This window comes from Microbacterium sp. BH-3-3-3, from assembly GCF_001792815.1.
Lineage (GTDB): Bacteria > Actinomycetota > Actinomycetes > Actinomycetales > Microbacteriaceae > Microbacterium.
The window spans coordinates 359,273-376,782 of sequence record NZ_CP017674.1 but is presented as its reverse complement, the minus strand read 5'-3'; the positions used below and the strand labels follow the sequence as shown (position 1 = coordinate 376,782).

17 protein-coding genes are annotated in these 17,510 nt (G+C 70.9%); 9 read left to right on the top strand and 8 right to left on the bottom strand.

The genetic code is table 11. The features are described 5' to 3' along the window. The first annotated feature begins 5 nt into the window (after positions 1 to 5). From BJP65_RS01815 to lnt, 7 genes are all read left to right on the top strand, one after another. Positions 6 to 953, top strand: coding sequence for an FKBP-type peptidyl-prolyl cis-trans isomerase (locus BJP65_RS01815; protein ID WP_055837548.1), 948 nt, complete (start codon positions 6 to 8; stop codon positions 951 to 953). Between the two features lie 26 nt (positions 954 to 979). Next, entirely contained in the window at positions 980 to 1,972 is a 993-nt protein-coding gene (locus BJP65_RS01810; RefSeq protein ID WP_055837545.1) for a YafY family protein, read from the top strand. Continuing rightward, complete coding sequence (locus BJP65_RS01805; RefSeq protein WP_055837542.1) at positions 1,969 to 2,943, top strand: YafY family protein; 975 nt, start codon at positions 1,969 to 1,971, stop codon at positions 2,941 to 2,943. The genes BJP65_RS01810 and BJP65_RS01805 overlap by 4 nt, the downstream gene beginning before the upstream one ends. A 164-nt stretch (positions 2,944 to 3,107) precedes the next feature. Beyond that, positions 3,108 to 3,362, top strand: a complete 255-nt coding sequence (tatA, locus tag BJP65_RS01800; RefSeq protein WP_070408035.1) for a Sec-independent protein translocase subunit TatA — start codon at positions 3,108 to 3,110, stop codon at positions 3,360 to 3,362. Between the two features lie 63 nt (positions 3,363 to 3,425). Beyond that, entirely contained in the window at positions 3,426 to 4,187 is a 762-nt protein-coding gene (gene tatC, locus BJP65_RS01795) for a twin-arginine translocase subunit TatC (RefSeq protein ID WP_055837953.1), read from the top strand. Further along, positions 4,184 to 6,667, top strand: a complete 2,484-nt coding sequence (locus BJP65_RS01790; RefSeq protein ID WP_055940146.1) for an RNA helicase — start codon at positions 4,184 to 4,186, stop codon at positions 6,665 to 6,667. Before tatC ends, BJP65_RS01790 begins: the two co-directional genes overlap by 4 nt. 5 nt (positions 6,668 to 6,672) lie before the next feature. After that, complete coding sequence (gene lnt, locus BJP65_RS01785) at positions 6,673 to 8,259, top strand: apolipoprotein N-acyltransferase (protein ID WP_374754280.1); 1,587 nt, start codon at positions 6,673 to 6,675, stop codon at positions 8,257 to 8,259. A gap of 15 nt (positions 8,260 to 8,274) precedes the next feature. On the opposite strand, the gene BJP65_RS01780 is transcribed toward lnt, so the two are convergent. Further along, entirely contained in the window at positions 8,275 to 8,646 is a 372-nt protein-coding gene (locus BJP65_RS01780; protein WP_055837532.1) for an RNA polymerase-binding protein RbpA, read from the bottom strand. 108 nt (positions 8,647 to 8,754) lie between these two features. Then, positions 8,755 to 9,552, bottom strand: coding sequence for a glycerophosphodiester phosphodiesterase family protein (locus tag BJP65_RS01775; RefSeq protein ID WP_070408034.1), 798 nt, complete (start codon positions 9,550 to 9,552; stop codon positions 8,755 to 8,757). Positions 9,553 to 9,772: 220 nt separating this feature from the next. Between BJP65_RS01775 and BJP65_RS01770 the strand changes: the two genes are divergently transcribed. Continuing rightward, entirely contained in the window at positions 9,773 to 10,537 is a 765-nt protein-coding gene (locus tag BJP65_RS01770; RefSeq protein WP_055837526.1) for an SDR family oxidoreductase, read from the top strand. Positions 10,538 to 10,539: 2 nt separating this feature from the next. Further along, positions 10,540 to 12,513 carry a S9 family peptidase gene (locus BJP65_RS01765; RefSeq protein ID WP_070408033.1) on the top strand — a complete coding sequence of 658 codons (1,974 nt, stop codon included), beginning with the start codon at positions 10,540 to 10,542 and terminating at the stop codon, positions 12,511 to 12,513. A gap of 51 nt (positions 12,514 to 12,564) precedes the next feature. On the opposite strand, the gene BJP65_RS01760 is transcribed toward BJP65_RS01765, so the two are convergent. The 6 genes from BJP65_RS01760 to BJP65_RS01735 form a co-directional block, all read right to left on the bottom strand. After that, positions 12,565 to 13,116 (bottom strand): HdeD family acid-resistance protein, encoded by a 552-nt coding sequence (locus BJP65_RS01760; protein ID WP_055837520.1) that lies wholly within the window; start codon positions 13,114 to 13,116, stop codon positions 12,565 to 12,567. A gap of 520 nt (positions 13,117 to 13,636) precedes the next feature. Continuing rightward, positions 13,637 to 13,924, bottom strand: coding sequence for a WXG100 family type VII secretion target (locus BJP65_RS01755; RefSeq protein WP_070408032.1), 288 nt, complete (start codon positions 13,922 to 13,924; stop codon positions 13,637 to 13,639). A 12-nt stretch (positions 13,925 to 13,936) separates the two neighbouring features. After that, positions 13,937 to 14,440 (bottom strand): hypothetical protein, encoded by a 504-nt coding sequence (locus BJP65_RS01750; RefSeq protein ID WP_156459432.1) that lies wholly within the window; start codon positions 14,438 to 14,440, stop codon positions 13,937 to 13,939. After that, complete coding sequence (locus BJP65_RS01745) at positions 14,437 to 16,194, bottom strand: putative T7SS-secreted protein (RefSeq protein ID WP_070408030.1); 1,758 nt, start codon at positions 16,192 to 16,194, stop codon at positions 14,437 to 14,439. Before BJP65_RS01745 ends, BJP65_RS01750 begins: the two co-directional genes overlap by 4 nt. Beyond that, positions 16,187 to 16,456 (bottom strand): hypothetical protein, encoded by a 270-nt coding sequence (locus BJP65_RS01740; protein ID WP_070408029.1) that lies wholly within the window; start codon positions 16,454 to 16,456, stop codon positions 16,187 to 16,189. Before BJP65_RS01740 ends, BJP65_RS01745 begins: the two co-directional genes overlap by 8 nt. Positions 16,457 to 16,578: 122 nt before the next feature. Then, positions 16,579 to 17,496 (bottom strand): AEC family transporter, encoded by a 918-nt coding sequence (locus BJP65_RS01735; RefSeq protein WP_070408028.1) that lies wholly within the window; start codon positions 17,494 to 17,496, stop codon positions 16,579 to 16,581. Positions 17,497 to 17,510 lie beyond the last annotated feature (14 nt).

The window sequence follows — 17,510 nt, the reverse complement described above, 5'->3', positions numbered from 1 at the left end:
ATCCGGTGCGCAGACTTCCCGCTCTCGTGGCCGTGACCGCTCTGGCCGGATTCGGCCTCGTCGGATGCTCGGCGACCGCCGCGTCCTCCTGCCCGACCCCCACCGACAGCTCGATCGCCTCGGTGGTCGAGGCGACCGGTGACTTCGGTACGACGCCCACGGTGACCGTGCGATCGCCGTTCATCCCGTCGCAGGCGGGCACGCAGACGCTCATCGAGGGGAACGGCACGCGCATCACGACCGACGATCAGCTCTCGCTGATCGACGTCACCGTGCTCGACGCCGCCACCGGCGAGCAGGTGGGTGCGACGAAGTACAGCTCCGACCTCACCACCGCCACCCCGATCACGCGCCTCACGCAGGCGGTGCCCGCCGTCGCCCCGCTGCTGAAGTGCGTGACCGAGGGCTCGCGCGTCGCGGTCGCCCTCCCGGGCGATCAGGTCGGTGCGCAGGGCGCCCAGGGCTTCGGTCTGGGCGAGGGCGACGGCGCGATCTTCGTGTTCGACGTGCGCAAGGTGTTCCTCCCCGCCGCAGACGGCGCCGACCAGTACAACGCCGAGTCCGGCATGCCCTCGGTCGTGCGCGCGCCCGACGGGCAGCCCGGCATCGTGACCCCCGCGGGCGACGCCCCCACCGAGGTGCGTTCGCAGACCATCATGAAGGGCGACGGCGACGCGCTGACCGCCGACTCCTCGGTGGTCATCCACGTGCAGGGCGTGGCGTGGGGCGCCAAGACGACGTTCGCCTCCACCTGGAAGAACGGCGCGCCCGGCCAGGCCAAGGTGTCGGCTCTGCCGCCGGCTCTCGCCTCGGCCCTCGAGGGGCAGACCGTCGGTTCGCAGGTTCTCGTCGTCGTCCCCGCCGACCAGACCGAGCAGGACCAGCAGATCCTCCAGGCCCCCGCCGACACCGCCCTGGTGTACGTCGTGGACATCCTCGGCACCGTCGGCTGACCCGCCCCGACGCCTAGGATGGGCGGGTGCCCGCCACCCCGTCCAGAAGTGCTCCCGAGGAGCGCCTGGTGAACCTCGTCGTCGCCCTCATGGCGACCGAGCAGGGGCTGACCAAAGACACCATCCTCTCCTCGGTCGCGGGCTACCGCGAGCAGCTCGAGGCAGGCGCGTCGAAGGACGCGCTCGAGAAGATGTTCGAACGCGACAAAGAGAACCTGCGCGGGCTCGGTGTGCCGATCGAGACGATCGGCAACCGCTCCGACCCCGACGATCTGCGCGAGGCGCGCTATCGCGTGCCGACCGCCGAGTACGAGCTGCCCGACGACATCTCGTTCAGCCCGGCCGAGGTGGCGCTGTTGAACATCGCCGGAGGCGTGTGGGGGAGCGAGTCGCTCTCGGTCGACGCCCGCAGCGGTCTGCGCAAGATCCGCGCGCTCGGCATCGCCGTCGACGAGCCGATCATCGGGTACGCGCCCCGCATCCGGGTGCGCGACGCCTCGTTCGCGACCCTGCAGCGGGCGATCGAGCAGTCGCGGGTCGTGACGTTCACCTACCTGCGTCCGGGCGAGGCGCGTCCGCGCGAGCGGCGCATCCGTCCGTTCGCCCTCGTCGAGTACGAGGCGCGGTGGCACGTCTACGGGTTCGACCAGAACGTGCAGGCCGACCGCACGTTCCTCTTGGCCCGCATCGTCGGCGACGTCACCGTCGCGCGCGAGAAGTTCCCGGCTGACCTGCGAGACGGCGCCGGAGAACGGGCGCTGGCGGGCCTGCGGGCTGTCGCCGCGCGTCAGCGGGCGCTGCTCGAGGTGCACCCAGGAACCGAAGCCGCCCTGCGGCTGGCGCGCCGCGCCGATGCGGCGCCGCAGGGCATCCTCGTGCCGTACGTCGACCTGCACGTGTTCGCCGACGAGCTCGCCTCGTACGGTCCCGAGGTGCGCGTCGTCGCCCCCGACGACCTGCGCGTCGAGGTCATCCGTCGCCTCGAGGCGACGCTGGCCCTGCACGGAGGTGCCGCGTGAGCACCGATCGGCCCATCGCCGCCCTCGACCGTGCGGCCCTGCTGCTGCAGCTGGTGCCCTACCTGCTCGGCAAGGGCGAGGTCTCGGTGGCCGAGGCCGCAGCCGACTTCGACGTCGCCCCCGGGCAGATGCGCGCGATGGTGGAGCGCCTCACTGTCATCGGCCTTCCCGGCGAGCAGGGGTACTGGCAGTTGCCGCACGACCTCTTCGACATCGACTGGGACCTGCTCGACCGCGAAGACGTGATCGCGATCACCAACACCGTGGGATTGGAACGCTCGCCCCGGCTGACCGCACGCGAGGCCGCGGCTCTGCTGGCGGGTCTGCAACTCGCGCGGAGTCTGCCGGGCGTCGGCGACAACGACCTCGTCTCGGGGCTGCTCTCCAAGCTCGCTCGCGGTGCCGCGGCTGCGCCGCCCGCCGTCATCGTCGCGCCCGGGCCCGTCGACGGGGTGCGCGATGTCGTCGACGAGGCGCTCCGCGCCCGCGTGGCGGTCACGTTCACGTACCGCGCGCCCGGCGCCGGTCCCACCACGCGCACCGTCGACCCCATCAAGGTGCACATCGCCAACGACCAGTGGTACCTGCAGGGCTGGTGCCACCTGCGCCAAGCCGTGCGCACGTTCCACCTCGACCGCGTGAGCGATCCCACCCTCACCGACATTCCGGCCGTGCACGGCGGCGATCCGGTTCCCGACCTGTTCGCCCCGGCCGACGACGAGGTGGTGGCCCGGTTCCGCTTTCCCCGCGCGGTGGCGCCGTTGCTGGCCGACTACCTCGAGCGCGCCGACATCGACGACTCCGACGGGGTCACCTCGGTGGCCTCGCTCCATCTCGCCGACGAGCAGAGCCTGAAGCGCCTCGCAGCCCGGCGCGGCGGCGAGGTCGAGCTGCTCGAACCGGCCGGCGCCCGCCACGCGGCGGCGGCGTGGGCGGCGGCGGGGTTGGCGCAGTATCGCGCGGAGCCCTGAGCGTCCTCCCGCTCGGCCCTCCGCGACGACGAGGAGCCGCTGGCCGACCCGATCGCCGCGCCTGAGCGTCCGCACCCAGTAGTCGCACCCGTGGGCCCGTCTGGTCCGCGGCCGAAACCGCGGGTTAGACTGATGTCCACGCCCGAACAAGACGAGGAGTCCTCATGTTTCAGGGATTGACCGGATGGCACCTGCTGATCGTCTTGGCCGTCATCCTTCTGCTGTTCGGCGCCGCCAAGCTCCCCGCCCTCGCGAAGAGCGTCGGCCAGTCAGCTCGCGTGTTCAAGAGCGAGATGAAAGAGATGAAGCGCGACGACGAGGTCGTGGCTCCCACGCCCGAGACGCCGCGCGCCACCGAGACCGGCACCGCTTCGACCGCCGCCCCCGAGCCGCGCAGGTCGAACGACCCCACGATCTAAGTCGTGGTGACGGCAGGCCCGCCGCGCATCGACCTCCCCGAGGGGCCGCGGCGCGATAAGCGCATGTCCATCGGCGCGCATCTCGTGGAGCTGCGCAAGCGTCTGATGATCGCGGCTGCCGCCCTCGTGGTGGGCATGGTGGTCGCGTTCATCATCACCGACCCGATCATCCACCTGATCACCGAGCCGATCCGTGCGATCGCGGAGCGCCGCGGCGACGACTTCTCGGCGCTGAACTTCACCTCGGTGACCTCGGCGTTCGACCTGCGCATGCGCATCGCGTTCTCGATCGGCATCTTCCTGTCGGCACCGGTGTGGCTGTGGCAGATCTGGGCGTTCATCATGCCCGGACTCACGCGCAAAGAGGTGCGCTACACGGTCGGGTTCGTGGCATCCGCGGTCCCGCTGTTCTTCGTGGGCTGCTGGGTGGGGCTGCTGATCGTCCCGCACGTGATCGAGCTCATGTGGGGCTTCACGCCCGAGGGCGGCGTCAACTTCTACAACGCCACCGACTACTACGACTTCGTGTTCAAGCTCATGATCGTGGTGGGCGTGGCGTTCGTGCTGCCGGTGTTCCTGGTCGCGCTGAACGTCGCCGGCATCATGAGCGGCAAGGCGATCCTGAAGGGCTGGCGGGTCGCGATCCTCATCGCCACCCTGTTCTCGGCCCTCGCCACCCCGGCGGCCGACATCATCAGCATGCTCATGCTGGCCGCCATCCTCACCGTGCTGTTCTTCGCCGCCGCCGGGGTGTCGATGCTGTTCGACCGCCGCAAGGCGCGTCGCGCCGCCGCGGCCGCAACGCCGTCGGGGCCCATCGCGTGAGCGCGCCGAGTCCGGCCGAGCGTTTCGCGCGCGCCAGCGCCCGTTCGACGCACCCGCACACGGCCGACTTCGCCGAGATGCAGCGGTTCGAGCTCGACGACTTCCAGATCGCCGGATGCCACGCGCTCGAAGACGGGCGGAGCGTGCTGGTGGCGGCCCCCACCGGCGCCGGAAAGACCATCGTCGGCGAGTTCGCCATCCACCTCGCGATGTCGGAGCCCGGGGACAAGGCGTTCTACACCACGCCGATCAAGGCGTTGTCGAACCAGAAGTTCCACGAGCTGCAAGAGATCTACGGCGACGACGAGGTGGGCCTGCTCACCGGCGACACGAACATCAACTCCTCGGCGCGCATCGTCGTGATGACGACCGAGGTGCTGCGCAACATGCTGTACGCCGATTCGCCGGCCCTGCGTGGCCTGCGCTTCGTCGTCATGGACGAGGTGCACTACCTCGCCGACCGCTTCCGTGGCGCGGTGTGGGAAGAAGTCATCATCCACCTGCCGTCGTCGGTCAAACTCGTGTCGCTGTCGGCGACCGTGTCGAATGCCGAGGAGTTCGGCGACTGGCTCGACACCGTGCGCGGCGACACCGAGGTGATCGTGTCGGAGACCCGGCCCGTGCCCCTCGAGCAGCACGTGCTCGTGCGCGGCGATCTGCTGCCGCTGTTCGACGACCGGGCGGGGGTCGCCACCGCCCAGGTGAACCAGGAGCTGCTGCGCATTCGCGGGGGCAACTCCGGGGGATACGAGAACAACCGGCGCGCGCAGGAGTACCGCTCGGCCCGCCACGCCGGAGGTCCGCGCCACGCGGGCCAGCGCCGTGCCGGGCACAAGCCGACCCGTGCGGCGCAGGGGCCCCGCATCGAGCGCATCGACCGTCCCGAGGTCGTGGAGCTGCTGCAGCGCAACCACCTGCTGCCTGCGATCTTCTTCATCTTCAGCCGCGCCGGCTGCGACGCCGCCGTGCAGCAGCTGCGGCGCGCGAACGTGCGGCTGACCTCGGCCGAGGAGCGCGTCGAGATCCGCCAGATCGTCGACGAGCTGACTTTCACACTGAAGGACGAGGACCTCGCCGTCCTGCACTTCTGGGAGTGGCGCGACAACCTCGAGCGCGGCATGGCCTCGCACCACGCGGGCCTGCTGCCGGCGTTCAAAGAGGTCGTCGAGGAGCTGTTCCGTCGCAAGCTCGTCAAGGTCGTCTTCGCGACCGAGACACTGGCGCTCGGCATCAACATGCCGGCACGCACGGTCGTGCTCGAGAAGCTCGAGAAGTTCAACGGCGAAGCTCGCGTGGCCATCACGTCGGGGGAGTACACGCAGCTGACCGGTCGCGCCGGCCGCCGCGGCATCGACGTCGAGGGCCACGCGGTGGTGCAGTTCACCGAGGGCCTCGACCCGCAGTCGGTCGCGGCGCTGGCCTCGCGCCGCACCTATCCGCTGAACTCGAGCTTCCGGCCCACGTACAACATGGCCGTCAACCTCATTGACCAGTTCGGTCGGGCCCGGGCCCGCGAGGTGCTCGAGTCGTCGTTCGCGCAGTTCCAGGCCGACCGCTCGGTCGTCGGTCTCGCGCGTCAGGTGAAGGATGCCGAGGAGTCGCTCTCGGGCTACGAGCAGGCGATGACGTGCGACCGCGGGGACTTCCGCGAGTACTCCACGATCCGCCGCGAACTCAGCGATCTCGAGAAGATCAACCGGCGCGACGCCACGGCGCCCCGTCGCCTGCGCGACGAGCGGCAGGAGCAGATCCAGTCGCTGCGCCGGCGCATGCAGCGGCACCCCTGCCAGTCGTGCCCCGATCGCGAGGCCCACGCCCGCTGGGCGGAGCGGTATTGGAAGCTCAAGCGCACCACCGACAAGACCCGGCAGCAGATCGATCAGCGCACCGGTAACGTCGCGCGCGTCTTCGACCGGGTCGTCGAGGTGCTCGCCGCCCTGGAGTACGTCGCGATCGAAGACGACGGTGCCACGGTGCTGACCCCCGCGGGTCGCACGATGCGCCGCATCTACGGTGAGCGCGACCTGCTCGTGGCCGAGTCGCTGCGCCAGCGCCTGTGGGACGGACTCGATGCCCCGTCCCTTGCCGCCCTCGCCTGCTGCCTCGTGTACGAACCGCGCCGCGACGAGGCCGGGCCGGGCGAGCGGGGTCTGCCGCGCGGCGCGTTCCGCGGGGCGCTCGATGCCACGCAGACCCTCTGGCAGGAGCTCGACGACCTCGAGCGCGACCACCGCCTGCCGGGCTCGGCGGAACCCGCCTCCGGCCTGGCCCCCGCCATGCACGCGTGGGCGAAGGGTCTGCCCCTCGACAGCGTGCTCACCCTCGCGGACATGGCCGCGGGGGACTTCGTCCGCTGGGTCAAGCAGACGATCGACCTGCTCGACCAGATCTCGCTCGTCGCCGAACCGAAGCTCGCGTCGACCGCGCGCACGGCGTTGGATTCCGTGCGGCGCGGCATCGTCGCGTACACGTCCGCGTGAGCGCCGTGTCGACGCGCCGTCCGCGCGCGCGCCTCGCCGAGCCCGCCCCGTCGGTGCTGCGTCTGGCGTTCGCGGCGCCGCTCTCGGTCGTGGCGGGTCTGCTGCTGGTCACCGCGTTCCCCGCGTTGGCGTGGTGGCCGATGGCACTGCCCGCCGTGGTGCTCGCGCTCGTCGTCCTCGCCGGTCGGGGCATCTGGTCGTCGCTGCTCGTGGGGTTCCTGTTCGGGGCGGCCTTCTTCTCGGTCAACCTGCTCTTCACGGCGCGCTACCTGGGACCCATCCCGTGGATCGCGCTGTCGGTGCTCGAAGCGCTGCTCACCGCGGTGTTCGCCATCCCCATCGCGCTGGCCTACCGATGGATGCCGCGGCTGGCGCCGGGAACGCTCGGACGGCTCGTGCTGCTGCCGGCCCTCGTCGCGGGGCTGTGGACGTTGCGCGAGCAGGTCGTCGGCTCGTGGCCGTACGGCGGCTTCCCCTGGGGACGTATCGGCGTCTCGCAGGTGAACGGGCCCTTCGCCGAGGTGGCGTCGTGGGTCGGCATGTCGGGGCTGACGTTCCTCGTCGTGCTGCTGTGCGCCATGGCGATCGAGTTCGTGCGCACCGGGCGGTTCCGCCGTCTCGCGCGTGCCGTGCCGGCCGCACTCGTGCTGGTCGTGCTCGTGGCGCTGCCGCAGTTCCCGACCACCGACGCGGGCTCGCTGCGCGTGGGCGCGGCGCAGGGCAACGGTCCCGCCGGCTACTTCGACCAGCGCTCCCGCAACGCCGTGCTGAACGCGCAGCTGGCGGCATCCGCTCCGCTTCTCGGGCAGGACATGGACGTGCTGCTCTGGCCCGAGGGTGGCGTCGACTCCGACCCGACCGCCTCGCGACCGACCGCCGCCGTGCTCGACGAGCTGTCGCGCCGGGTCGACGCGCCGCTGCTCGTGTCAGCGGTGACCGAGCGCGGGCCCGACCTGTTCAACTCCGCGCTGCTGTGGACCCCCGACGGCGGGGCGATCGCCACGTACGACAAACGGCATCCGGTGCCGTTCGGCGAGTACGTGCCCGACCGGGCGTTCTGGGAGCCGTTCGCTCCCGACCTGATCGGTCTGATCGGGCGCGAGTACACCCCCGGAACGGCGAGCCCGCTCTTCGACCTGAACGGTGTCGGCATGGGCCTTGCCATCTGCTTCGACGTGATCTACGACGACGTGGTGTGGGACGGCGCGGCCGCGGGGGCGCAGATCTACATGTTCCAGACCAACAACGCCGACTTTCGCGGCACCGACGAGAACCTGCAGCAGCTCGCCTTCGCGCGCATGCGGGCGATCGAGACCGGTCGTTCGGTGGTGAACCTCTCGACCGTGGGCACGAGCCAGGTCATCGCACCCGACGGGGCCACCCTCGACGAGCTGCCCGTCGACGTCGCGGGGCACATGCTCACCGACGTGCCGCTGCGCACCGGTCTCACCCCCGCGACGGTCATCGGACCCGCGGTCAAGATCGTGGTGGGCGGGGGGAGCCTCGTCGCTCTGCTGGCGGCCGGTGTGCTCGTCGCGGTGCGGTCCCGCGCCACGAAGAAGACGCCGACCCCCGAAGGGGCCGGCGTCTGAATCCGTTTCTCAGCGTCAGGCGCTGAGCTTCTCGTTCCCGGCGCCACGGCGGGCGCGCACGAAGGCGAGACGCTCTTCGAGCAGCTCTTCGAGCTCGGGGAGGGTGCGACGCTCCAGGAGCATGTCCCAGTGCGTACGGGCGGCCTTGTCGCCGCTGTGGTCGACGGTCGCGATGCCGTCACCGATGCGCAGCAGCGCTTCGGCGCCGCACGTGCGGCACTCCCAGGACTCCGGAACCTCGGCGTCTGCAGCGAACGTCAGGACGGTGTCGCGTCCGCAGGTGCTGCAGTTGTACGTGTGTTGTGCACGGTCGTGAAACACGACGCCGTCTTCGCTCTGGAGGCTTTGGGCGCCGAGTCGGATGCCGCGGAGACTGCGGTCTGCCATTGTGTGGTCCTCTCGTCGGTCCCCATGTATAACGCTCGCACCTGTGCGCTTTATTCGAACGGCGGGCCCGCGGCCGGGTTTCACAGAGAATGCTCAGTCAGCTGGCGTTCACCGTTCGTTCACCACGGCCAGAGCCAGGTCGGCGCGGTCGGTGACCAGCCCGTCGACGCCCAGGTCGAGCAGGCGGTGCATGTCGGCGGATTCGTTGACCGTCCACACGTGCACCTCGACGCCGGCGGCGTGCGCGTCGCGGACGAAGCCCGGGGTCACGACCGGGATCACCCCGTGCCGCTCGGGCACCTGCAGCGCATCGAGGTCGGCGAGCAGCTCCCGCACACGCCGGCGCTGGCCCAGCACGCGCGCCGCCAGCAGGCGGGCGATGGTCGCCGATCCGGGGGAGGTGGCCGGGCGGCGGGTCGCCCCCGCGCGGCGGGCCGCCTCGAGGGCGGTGCGACGGCGATCGTCGGAGAAGCTCGTGACGAGCACCCGCTCGGCGTGCGGCGCGATGAGCCGCCCGACCGGTTCGGCCGCGGCGGTGGCCTTGACGTCGAGGTTGAAGCGCACGTCGGGGAAGGCGTCGAGCGCCTGGGCGAGGGTGATGAGGCCGCCGCGGTCCGACATGAGCTCCGCCAGCTCGTGCACGCGGACATCGGCGATCGCCCGAGGGTCTTCGGCGACGCGTCGCAGGTCGTCGTCGTGGAACAGCACGACGGTGCCGTCGGCGGTGAGGTGGCAGTCCGATTCGACATAGACGGCGCCGGCGGCGTGCGCCGCGGCCACCGCGGCGAACGAGTTGTCGACCAGCCCGTTCGCGACGGCATCCGGGGTGACGAGCCCCCGGTGCGCCAGCACACGCGGTCCCTCCGGTGAGAGGTAGGGATGCCGGGCGGCGGGCGATGCGGTCATGTCAGGGCCTCCGGGCCAGAACGTAGCACGCGCGTACGACACGCCCGTGCCCGTGGACAGGGGCTGTTCGCGGCGTCGTGGAGGCGTCCGTGGTCGTCGCGGGGAGCGGCGCGGCTGCGGCCCGGCGCCGGTGGCGGTGGGCGGGGGATCGGTAGGCTGGGAGGGGCTCCGAGTGTCCCCCCGCTCGCGGTCCCCCTTTTTCGAATCGTCAGGAGAATCCGTGTCTCAGACCCTTCCGTCCGGCTCCCTGAGCGGCAAGACCGCGCTCGTCACCGGCTCGTCGCGCGGCATCGGCGCCGACACCGTGAAGTACTTCGCCGAGGCCGGCGCGAATGTCGTCATCAACTTCCGCAACAAGGCGCCGCGCGCCGAGAAGCTCGCGTCGCAGCTGCGTGAGCTGGGCGTCGAGGCGCTCGTCGTGGGCGCCGACCTCACCGACCCCGCGTCGGTGAAGGCGATGTTCGATGAGGTCGAGCGCACGTTCGGAGGCCTCGACGTGCTCGTGCTCAACGCCTCGGGCGGCATGGAGTCCGGCATGGCCGAGGACTACGCGCTGCTGCTCAACCGCGACGCGCAGGTCTCCGTGCTCGAAACCGCGCTGCCGTTGCTCAAGGCCGACGCGCGCGTGGTGTTCGTGACCAGTCACCAGGCGCACTTCATCCGCACCACCCCGACCATGCCCGAGTACGAGCCGGTCGCGCTGTCGAAGCGGGCCGGCGAAGACGCGCTGCGTGAGAAGATCCCCGCTCTCGAGGAGCGCGGCATCGGCTTCACCGTCGTCTCGGGCGACATGATCGAAGGCACCATCACGGCCACCCTGCTCGAGCGCGCCAACCCCGGCGCGATCGCCGCCCGCCGTGACGACGCCGGCAAGCTGTACAACGTGTCGGAGTTCGCGGCCGAGGTCGCCCGCGCGGCCCTCGACCCGGTTCCCGCCGACAACACCCGTCTCGTGGGCGACACGGGTTCGTTCGGAGGCGAGTGACCATGCGCTCCGTCGACATCGAGGCGCTCGTCTCCGTGGGGCGCCCCGCGCTCTCGTCCGACGGCGACGTCGCCGTCTTCGCCACCTCGCGCCCCGATCTCGTCGCTGACCGCGGAGTGGGCCAGCTCTGGCGGGTCGACCTGCCCGACGGCGCGCCGCGCCGCCTGACCCGCGGTGTCGCCGACAAGGCGCCGCGCCTCTCGCCCGACGACGCCACCGTCGCGTTCCTCCGCGCCGATGAGCGCGGCCGCGCGCAGGTGTTCGTCGTCTCGGTCCTCGGTGGCGAGCCGGTCCAGGTGACCGACCAGCCCGGGGGAGTGACCGACGTCGCCTGGTCGCCCGACGGCACGCGTCTGGCGTTCTCGGCGCGCGTGCCCGAGCCCGGTCGGTACGGCACCGTCGAGGGGCGCGATGCCGCCGCCGAACCGCCGCGTCGGATCACCGGCATCCGGTGGCACTCGAACGGCGCCGGCTACCTGGACCGCCCGAGCCATCTCTTCGTGGTGGACGCGCCCTCGACCGATGCGGAGCCCTTCTACACGCCCGCTCCGGCGCTCGAAGCGCCCGAGAAGCGCGTGATACCCGCCGAGCCCACGCGGCTGACCGAGGGTGACACCAGTTGGAGCGGCGTCGTCTGGACGCACGACGGCAGCGAGCTGCTGAGCGTTCCCGACGTGATCGAGACCGACCGCCGCGACCTGCGCGACCGCATCGTGGCCGTCGCGGTCGAGGGTGGGGCCGAGCGCGAGGTGCTCTCGACCTCAGCCGACCTGTCGGTCGCCGAGGTCGCCGTGGCGCCCGACGGGGCGATCTTCGCGCTTGCGAACGACGTGGGTCCGGAGGGCGTGGACTTCGTCGCCCCCGGCGTCTCGCTGTTCCTGCTGGAGGCCGAGGGTCCGCGCCGGCTCACCGACGCCGAGACGATCGATCTCGGCGAGGTCGGCAGTCACCTGTCGTTCGACGACGGCGACGTGCTCGTGCAGGACCGCACCCGCGGGCGCCTGCGCCTGCTGCGCGTCACGCGCGGAGCAGACGTGTCCGAGGTCCTCGGCGGGGACCTCGAGGTCAACGGCCACGCCGTCGCGAACGGCCGGGTCGTGGCATCCGTCGCCGCGCCCGAATCGTTCGGTGAGCTGGTGCTCGTCGACCCCGTCGCGGGCGTTCGCGCCGTCACCGACTTCGGCGCCGCCGTGCGCGAGCGGGGTGTCGTCGTGCCGGTCGAGCACGAGATCGCCGGCCGCGACGGCTACCCGGTGCACGGGTGGGTCGCCACGCCCGAGGGCGAGGGGCCGTTCCCGGTCATCCTGCAGATCCACGGCGGGCCGTACGCGTCATACGGGGTGCACGTCTTCGACGAGACCCAGGTGCTCGTCGACGCCGGGTACGCCGTCGTCTACAGCAACCCCCGCGGGAGCGCCGGATACGGTCGCGCCCACGGCCGGTCGATCCGACAGAAGATGGGCACCCTCGACTTCTTCGACGTGCTCGACTTCTTCGACGGCGTCGTGGCGGCAGATCCTCGCCTCGACGGCGACCGCGTCGGCGTGATGGGCGGGTCCTACGGCGGATACATGACCGCATGGATCATCGCGCATGACCACCGCTTCGCCGGCGCGATCGTGGAGCGCGGGTTCCTCGACCCGACCGCGTTCCCGGGCTCGAGCGACATCGGCTCGTTCTTCGGTCAGGAGTACGTCGGGACCGACCCCGAGCAGATGGCCGCGCAGAGCCCCATGGCCGTCGTCGACCGGGTGCGCACCCCCACGCTGGTGCTCCACTCCGAGCTGGACTTCCGCTGCCCGCTCGAACAGGCCACGCGTTACTACGCGGCGCTGAAGCGCCAGGGCACCGAGGCCGAGATGCTCGTCTTCCCCGGCGAAGACCACGAGCTCACCCGCGCGGGTCGGCCGCAGCACCGGGTGCAGCGCTTCGACGCGGTCCTCGAATGGTGGGCGCGGTACCTGCCGGTCGTGTGAATCGGAAAGGGCCCGGATGCCATGGCATCCGGGCCCTTTCGCGTACCCGAGTTACGCGGCCTTGCCGAACTGGATCGCTCGCACGATCTGGAAGATGCCGAGGATGACGAGCGAGATGCCGATGAGCAGGAACAGCGTCACCGCGCCCAGGAGCGGCGAGAAGAGCAGCACGACGCCGGCGAGGATGCTGACGATCGCGAAGAAGATCGTCCAGGCCCGTGCCTTCGAGCCGTGGCCGACGGTGGTGAGCGAGACGACGCCCTCGATGATCCACAGGATGCCGACGAGGGTGCCGATGAAGACGCCGAACCACGCGGTCGTGGCCGAGAGGTTGGCGAACGAGAAGATGCCCGCGACGATGAACAGCACGCCGAGCACGATGTAGCCGATGCGAGCCCAGCCGGAGCGCCAGAACAGGCCGATGCCGATGTTCACCAGTCCGGCGATGATGACGTAGACCGAGATGATGCCGACGGCGATCTCGGCGGTGCGGCCGGGCCACACCAGGATGAGCAGGCCGATGACGAGCGACAGCGCGCCGCTGACGCCGAGCGCGGTGCGGACGGCGCTGAGAGCGGGGCTGGTCGTGGACGAGGGCGACATTGCGTGCCTTTCTGGATGAACGCTGTGAACAGTGCTCACCTTAGACCGCACGACGAAACCGGCGCGACGCGGGCGTGCGCGCCGCGTGGAGCGGCGTCATAAGGGGCCGTTGGGTGGCGGCGCCGGCCGCGCCGGGATCGGGGTTGCGCCGGTCGTGCGGGGTCCGGGGGCCGCGCGGGGATCGGGGGTTGCGCCGGTCGTGCGGGGTCCGGGGGTTGCGCCGTTGTGCGGGGATCGGGGCCGGCGCCGATCGTTGAGTGTCCAGGACATGCCGCGCCCGCCCGGCCACGCCCGGCGTGTCGTGGACACTCAACCCTTCTGCGGTCCTCGCTGCGTCGCGCGCGCTGTTGAGTGTCCCGGACACGCCGCCCCCGCACCGCCGTGCGCGGCGTTTCGTGGACACTCAACTCCTCTGCGGGTCGCGCGGGGGCCGACCCGCATGTGCGACGCCGCCTCGGTCGTGCCGGGACCGCTGCGTTGGTGGGCGGCAGCGCTGGGGATTGCGAGGTGGCGCGGCCGCTCACCGGCGCCACAGGGCGCGGACCGCGCGCTCGGTCGCGACGAATCGTTCCGCCGTCGCTGAGGCGAAGTCGCGGGCACCCCGCAGCCCGCGCTCCAGCTCCTCGAGCAACGCCGCCCCCGCGGTGTGGGTCCGGTCGTAGGCTTCGCGCGCCGAGCCGTGCCAGTCCCCGCGAAGGCGACTGGCCTCCCGGTCGAGCAGGTCGATCTCCATCGCGATGCCGGAGAGCGCGTGGTCGAGGTGCGCGACGAGCTCGCCGTGGCGCGCGCTGTCGAACCGGATGTACACGGTGCAGTCCCGTCAGTAGGTGTCGCGCGGGTGGAGGCCGTCGGCCAGGCGGAAGCAGGGGGAGAAGGAGAGGATCTCGATGCGCGTGCGGTCGACGCTGAGCGCCATGGAGTAGCTCGATCCGTGCGGACCTCGGACCCGCACTCGAGGCACACCGTCGCGGGTCGTGTCCCGTTCGGTCCAGAAACCTGGCTCCTCGGAGTAGTGAGCGGCGACCTCGTCGACAAGAGGCTCCGTATCGATGTCCGTTACGAGATCCATGTAGAGGTGTCCAGTCCACCGGAAGGAGCGGTCACCTTCGCAGGAGAGCAGGACGCCCGAATCGATCTGTTCCACAGACGACGTTGCCTCCTTGGGCACGAACGCCGACAGCGCTCGTTCCATGCGTTGTGCGATGTCTTTCGCTCCGTACACGTCCAGACTGTCGTCCGTGATTCTGTGTCCGGGCGCGGAGCAACCCGTCAGCGAACCGGCGACGACAACAAGAATCGCTCCCCACAGCAGTGATCTCTTCATTCGCGGACCCTTCTTCGGATGTCTTCGAGCACGTTGAGGTTGGCAAGTTCGTCGCTCGCGATGAGTTGGTGATTCTCGAGCGCGCGAAACGACACCCGGAAGCTGGGCGTGGGCTGCGGCTCGATCCCGGGTAGGCCGATCGCCGGGGGAGCGGGGAGCGGGATGTCGACGTCTCCGTCTCGCGCGTAGACGTGGCTCTCGAAGGCCGGCTCGTGAGCGGGGACGCGTCCTTCCCAGACGACTCCCGTCTCCTGCGCCATGGTGAGCACGTCGGTGTACGCCCAGTGGGCGTACGTCGTTCCCGGATCGGGTGCCCACCCCTCCGGCATCCCGGCCCCCGCCAGCGAGTGAACCTGGTCGTACTGAGCACCGGCGACCTCCGAGGCGGTGAGGGGTGCGAGACCCCAGGAATGCCCCATCGCCACGCTCTCGCTGTCGGTGACGGCGTCGCTCGCGCCGCGGATCTCGGCAGCGAAGTCGGCGAGACGGTCTCCCATGGCGCGCGCGAGATACGGATCGTTCGCCTGCGACAGCCCCGTCGCCAGCGGGAGCTCCGCGAGGGCGAACGAAGGCGGGGCCCCGGCCTCATCGCCCGGGAACACCCCGTCTTTCCAGACGAAGCCGAGCACACCGGCATCCTGCTGGTTCATCCACTCCACGACCTCTTGCGGACCCCCTCCGTAGAAGCTCTGCATGCTGGTGAAGGTGCCCGGCACGTAGGTGACGGTCGTCGTCGTGGACGTCGAGGGCGTCCCGATCATCTCGACGATGCGATGCGCGGGGGCGTCGTACAGGTAGAGCTGGACGTCGCCGTCGACCGCGCGCTGCAGGTACTGCTTCTCTGCCGTGATCGCCGCGCGCTCCTCGGGGGCGAGGTGGGGGTCGTCGAGGGAACGCTGAAGTGCTGCCACGCGATCCGCGGCGTTCTCGCGGTTGGCGGCCACCCGAACGAGCGGGGGCAGCCCACCGAGGGTGCCCAGGACGGCCGGGATCGCGGCGAGCAGGGCGGAGCGGACCGCCGGGTCGTCGATGCCGTCCCACCACGCCCGGACCTGGTCGTCGTCGGGTGGGAATTGCTCGAGAAGCGTCATCCAGTCGGGGTGGAGGGCGAGCAGCTCGCTGATCTGCTGCTCCGCGTCGGCCCGAGACAGGCGCTCCAGGATCGAGATCCCCAGGCGGCGGGTCGCCGCCCGCGGGGCGAGCGCGTCGATCGACGGTGCGGGGGCGAAGAGCAGAGCGGCGCTCCATCGCCCGTTCTCGCTCATCCCGCGGGCGGCGGCCTCGATCGCCGCCGCGCACTCCTCGCCGCGGGTGCGCACGACCTCGCGGGCCTCGGACAGCAGCTCCTCGGCACGGACGCGGAGGGCCGCTCCGGTATCGGCGGCGCCCTGGGCAGGGTTCTGAGCAGCCGTCTCGAGCGTTTCGGTGAGACCCCGTCGATGCAGGTCGACGGCATCCACGGCCCGGCCCTGCGCCCAGGCGAGGGTCTCGGCGTACCGGTGCAGGCTGGCCGCGCACTCGACCAGCACTCGGGCGACGACCGACCAGTCGTCGGCGGCGGAGGTACGGCGGAGCGAGAAATCGTCTGCGGCCTCACCCTGCCAGGCGTCGTGCACGGAGACGGCGAACAGCCGGTCGGCGAGCCCCACCGCCGCGTCGGACAGCTGGGTCCAGGCGCGGGAGGCGGAGAAGATCTGGTCGGGGCGACCGGGGATCAGGACGAGGGGGTCGGCGACGGAGGCGAGATCACCCATGCGCTGCTGCCGCCGCCTCGTCGGCCTCGTCGTAGGCGTCCGCGGAAGCACGCAGGCGCACGGCGATCTGCTCCGTCTCGACGAGGCGGCTCCGCCACGCACGCAGAAGAAGCACAGAGAACGATGCGGTCGCCGCGGCCAGCCCGCCGTGACCGAACTCGACGCGGGGGAGTGGGGCGGCGAGAGGCGCCTCGTCGCGTATGCCCTGCACCCGGGCGGCGATCTCGCGCACCGCCTCGGTGTCGATGGAGAACGACGTCATGAGGGCTCCCGCGGTGGATCGGCGAAGGGGACGCGAGCATCGTAGGCTCACCGCGACCGGCCGCCGTCAGAACTCTCCACAGGGTGAAGAGGGGGTGATGCCGTCGACGTGTGGGGGTGAGGTCACCCGAGCAGCAGGGCCACCGCGAACAGCACGGGAAGGCACCCGACGGTGGAGAGGAACACCACATCGCGCGACAGGATCTCGCCGACGCCGTACCGCTGTGCAAAATTGAACACGTTCTGCGCCGTCGGGAGCGCGGCGAGGACGACGACCACGAACACCTGATCGTCGGGCAGACCGAACCACAGGGCGACGAGCCACGCCAGCGCGGGCATGGCCACGAGCTTCAAGACCGACGCGATGACGACGTCGATGCGACGCCCGGGTTCGGTCAGCACCCGCTGGCCGTACAACGACATGCCGTACGACATCAGAAGAACCGGCACGCACGCCCCCGCGATGAGGTGCAGCGGATCGAAGACGATCGGCGGCAGGTCGACACCGAGCACAGCGACGAGCACACCCAGCGCCGAGCCGATGAGCATCGGGTTCTTGGCCGTCTGCGTCACGATCCGCCCGACGGAGCGGGAGCCCGAGGTGACGGCATCCAGGATCGACAGCGCGATCGGCATGAGCACGAGGAGCTGGAACAGGATGACGGGAGCCGAGAACGCCGCGTTGCCGAGCATGTAGAGCGAGATCGGGATGCCGATGTTGTTGCTGTTGACCTGGCCCGCCGACAACGCGCCGATGACCGTCTCGCCGACCGGGCGACGCAGTATCAGCGCCGAGACGAGGGTGTACAGGCCGATGATCACGGCCGCGGTGATCATCGACACCGGCAGGAGCGCCGAGAACAGCGTGGCCACGTCGGCGCGGGCGAGCACCGTGAACAGCAGGAAGGGCGAGAGCACGTAGAACGTCAGGCGACTCAGCACGTGGCGCGCGTGCGGCCCGAGCAGATCGATGCGGGCGATCACGTAGCCCACCACCACGGCGAGGCCCACGACCGCGAAGCCGGTGAGGACGCCGGTCACGCGACGACCCGGCG

Excerpts from the sequence above, each read along its gene's own strand:
- tatC (WP_055837953.1), top strand. The coding sequence starts at position 3,426 with ATGTCCATCGGCGCGCATCTCGTGGAGCTGCGCAAGCGTCTGATGATC.
- tatA (WP_070408035.1), top strand. The coding sequence starts at position 3,108 with ATGTTTCAGGGATTGACCGGATGGCACCTGCTGATCGTCTTGGCCGTC.
- BJP65_RS01760 (WP_055837520.1), bottom strand. The coding sequence starts at position 13,116 with ATGTCGCCCTCGTCCACGACCAGCCCCGCTCTCAGCGCCGTCCGCACC.
- BJP65_RS01750 (WP_156459432.1), bottom strand. The coding sequence starts at position 14,440 with ATGAAGAGATCACTGCTGTGGGGAGCGATTCTTGTTGTCGTCGCCGGT.
- BJP65_RS01775 (WP_070408034.1), bottom strand. The coding sequence starts at position 9,552 with ATGACCGCATCGCCCGCCGCCCGGCATCCCTACCTCTCACCGGAGGGA.
- BJP65_RS01765 (WP_070408033.1), top strand. The coding sequence starts at position 10,540 with ATGCGCTCCGTCGACATCGAGGCGCTCGTCTCCGTGGGGCGCCCCGCG.
- BJP65_RS01745 (WP_070408030.1), bottom strand. The coding sequence starts at position 16,194 with ATGGGTGATCTCGCCTCCGTCGCCGACCCCCTCGTCCTGATCCCCGGT.
- BJP65_RS01780 (WP_055837532.1), bottom strand. The coding sequence starts at position 8,646 with ATGGCAGACCGCAGTCTCCGCGGCATCCGACTCGGCGCCCAAAGCCTC.
- BJP65_RS01740 (WP_070408029.1), bottom strand. The coding sequence starts at position 16,456 with ATGACGTCGTTCTCCATCGACACCGAGGCGGTGCGCGAGATCGCCGCC.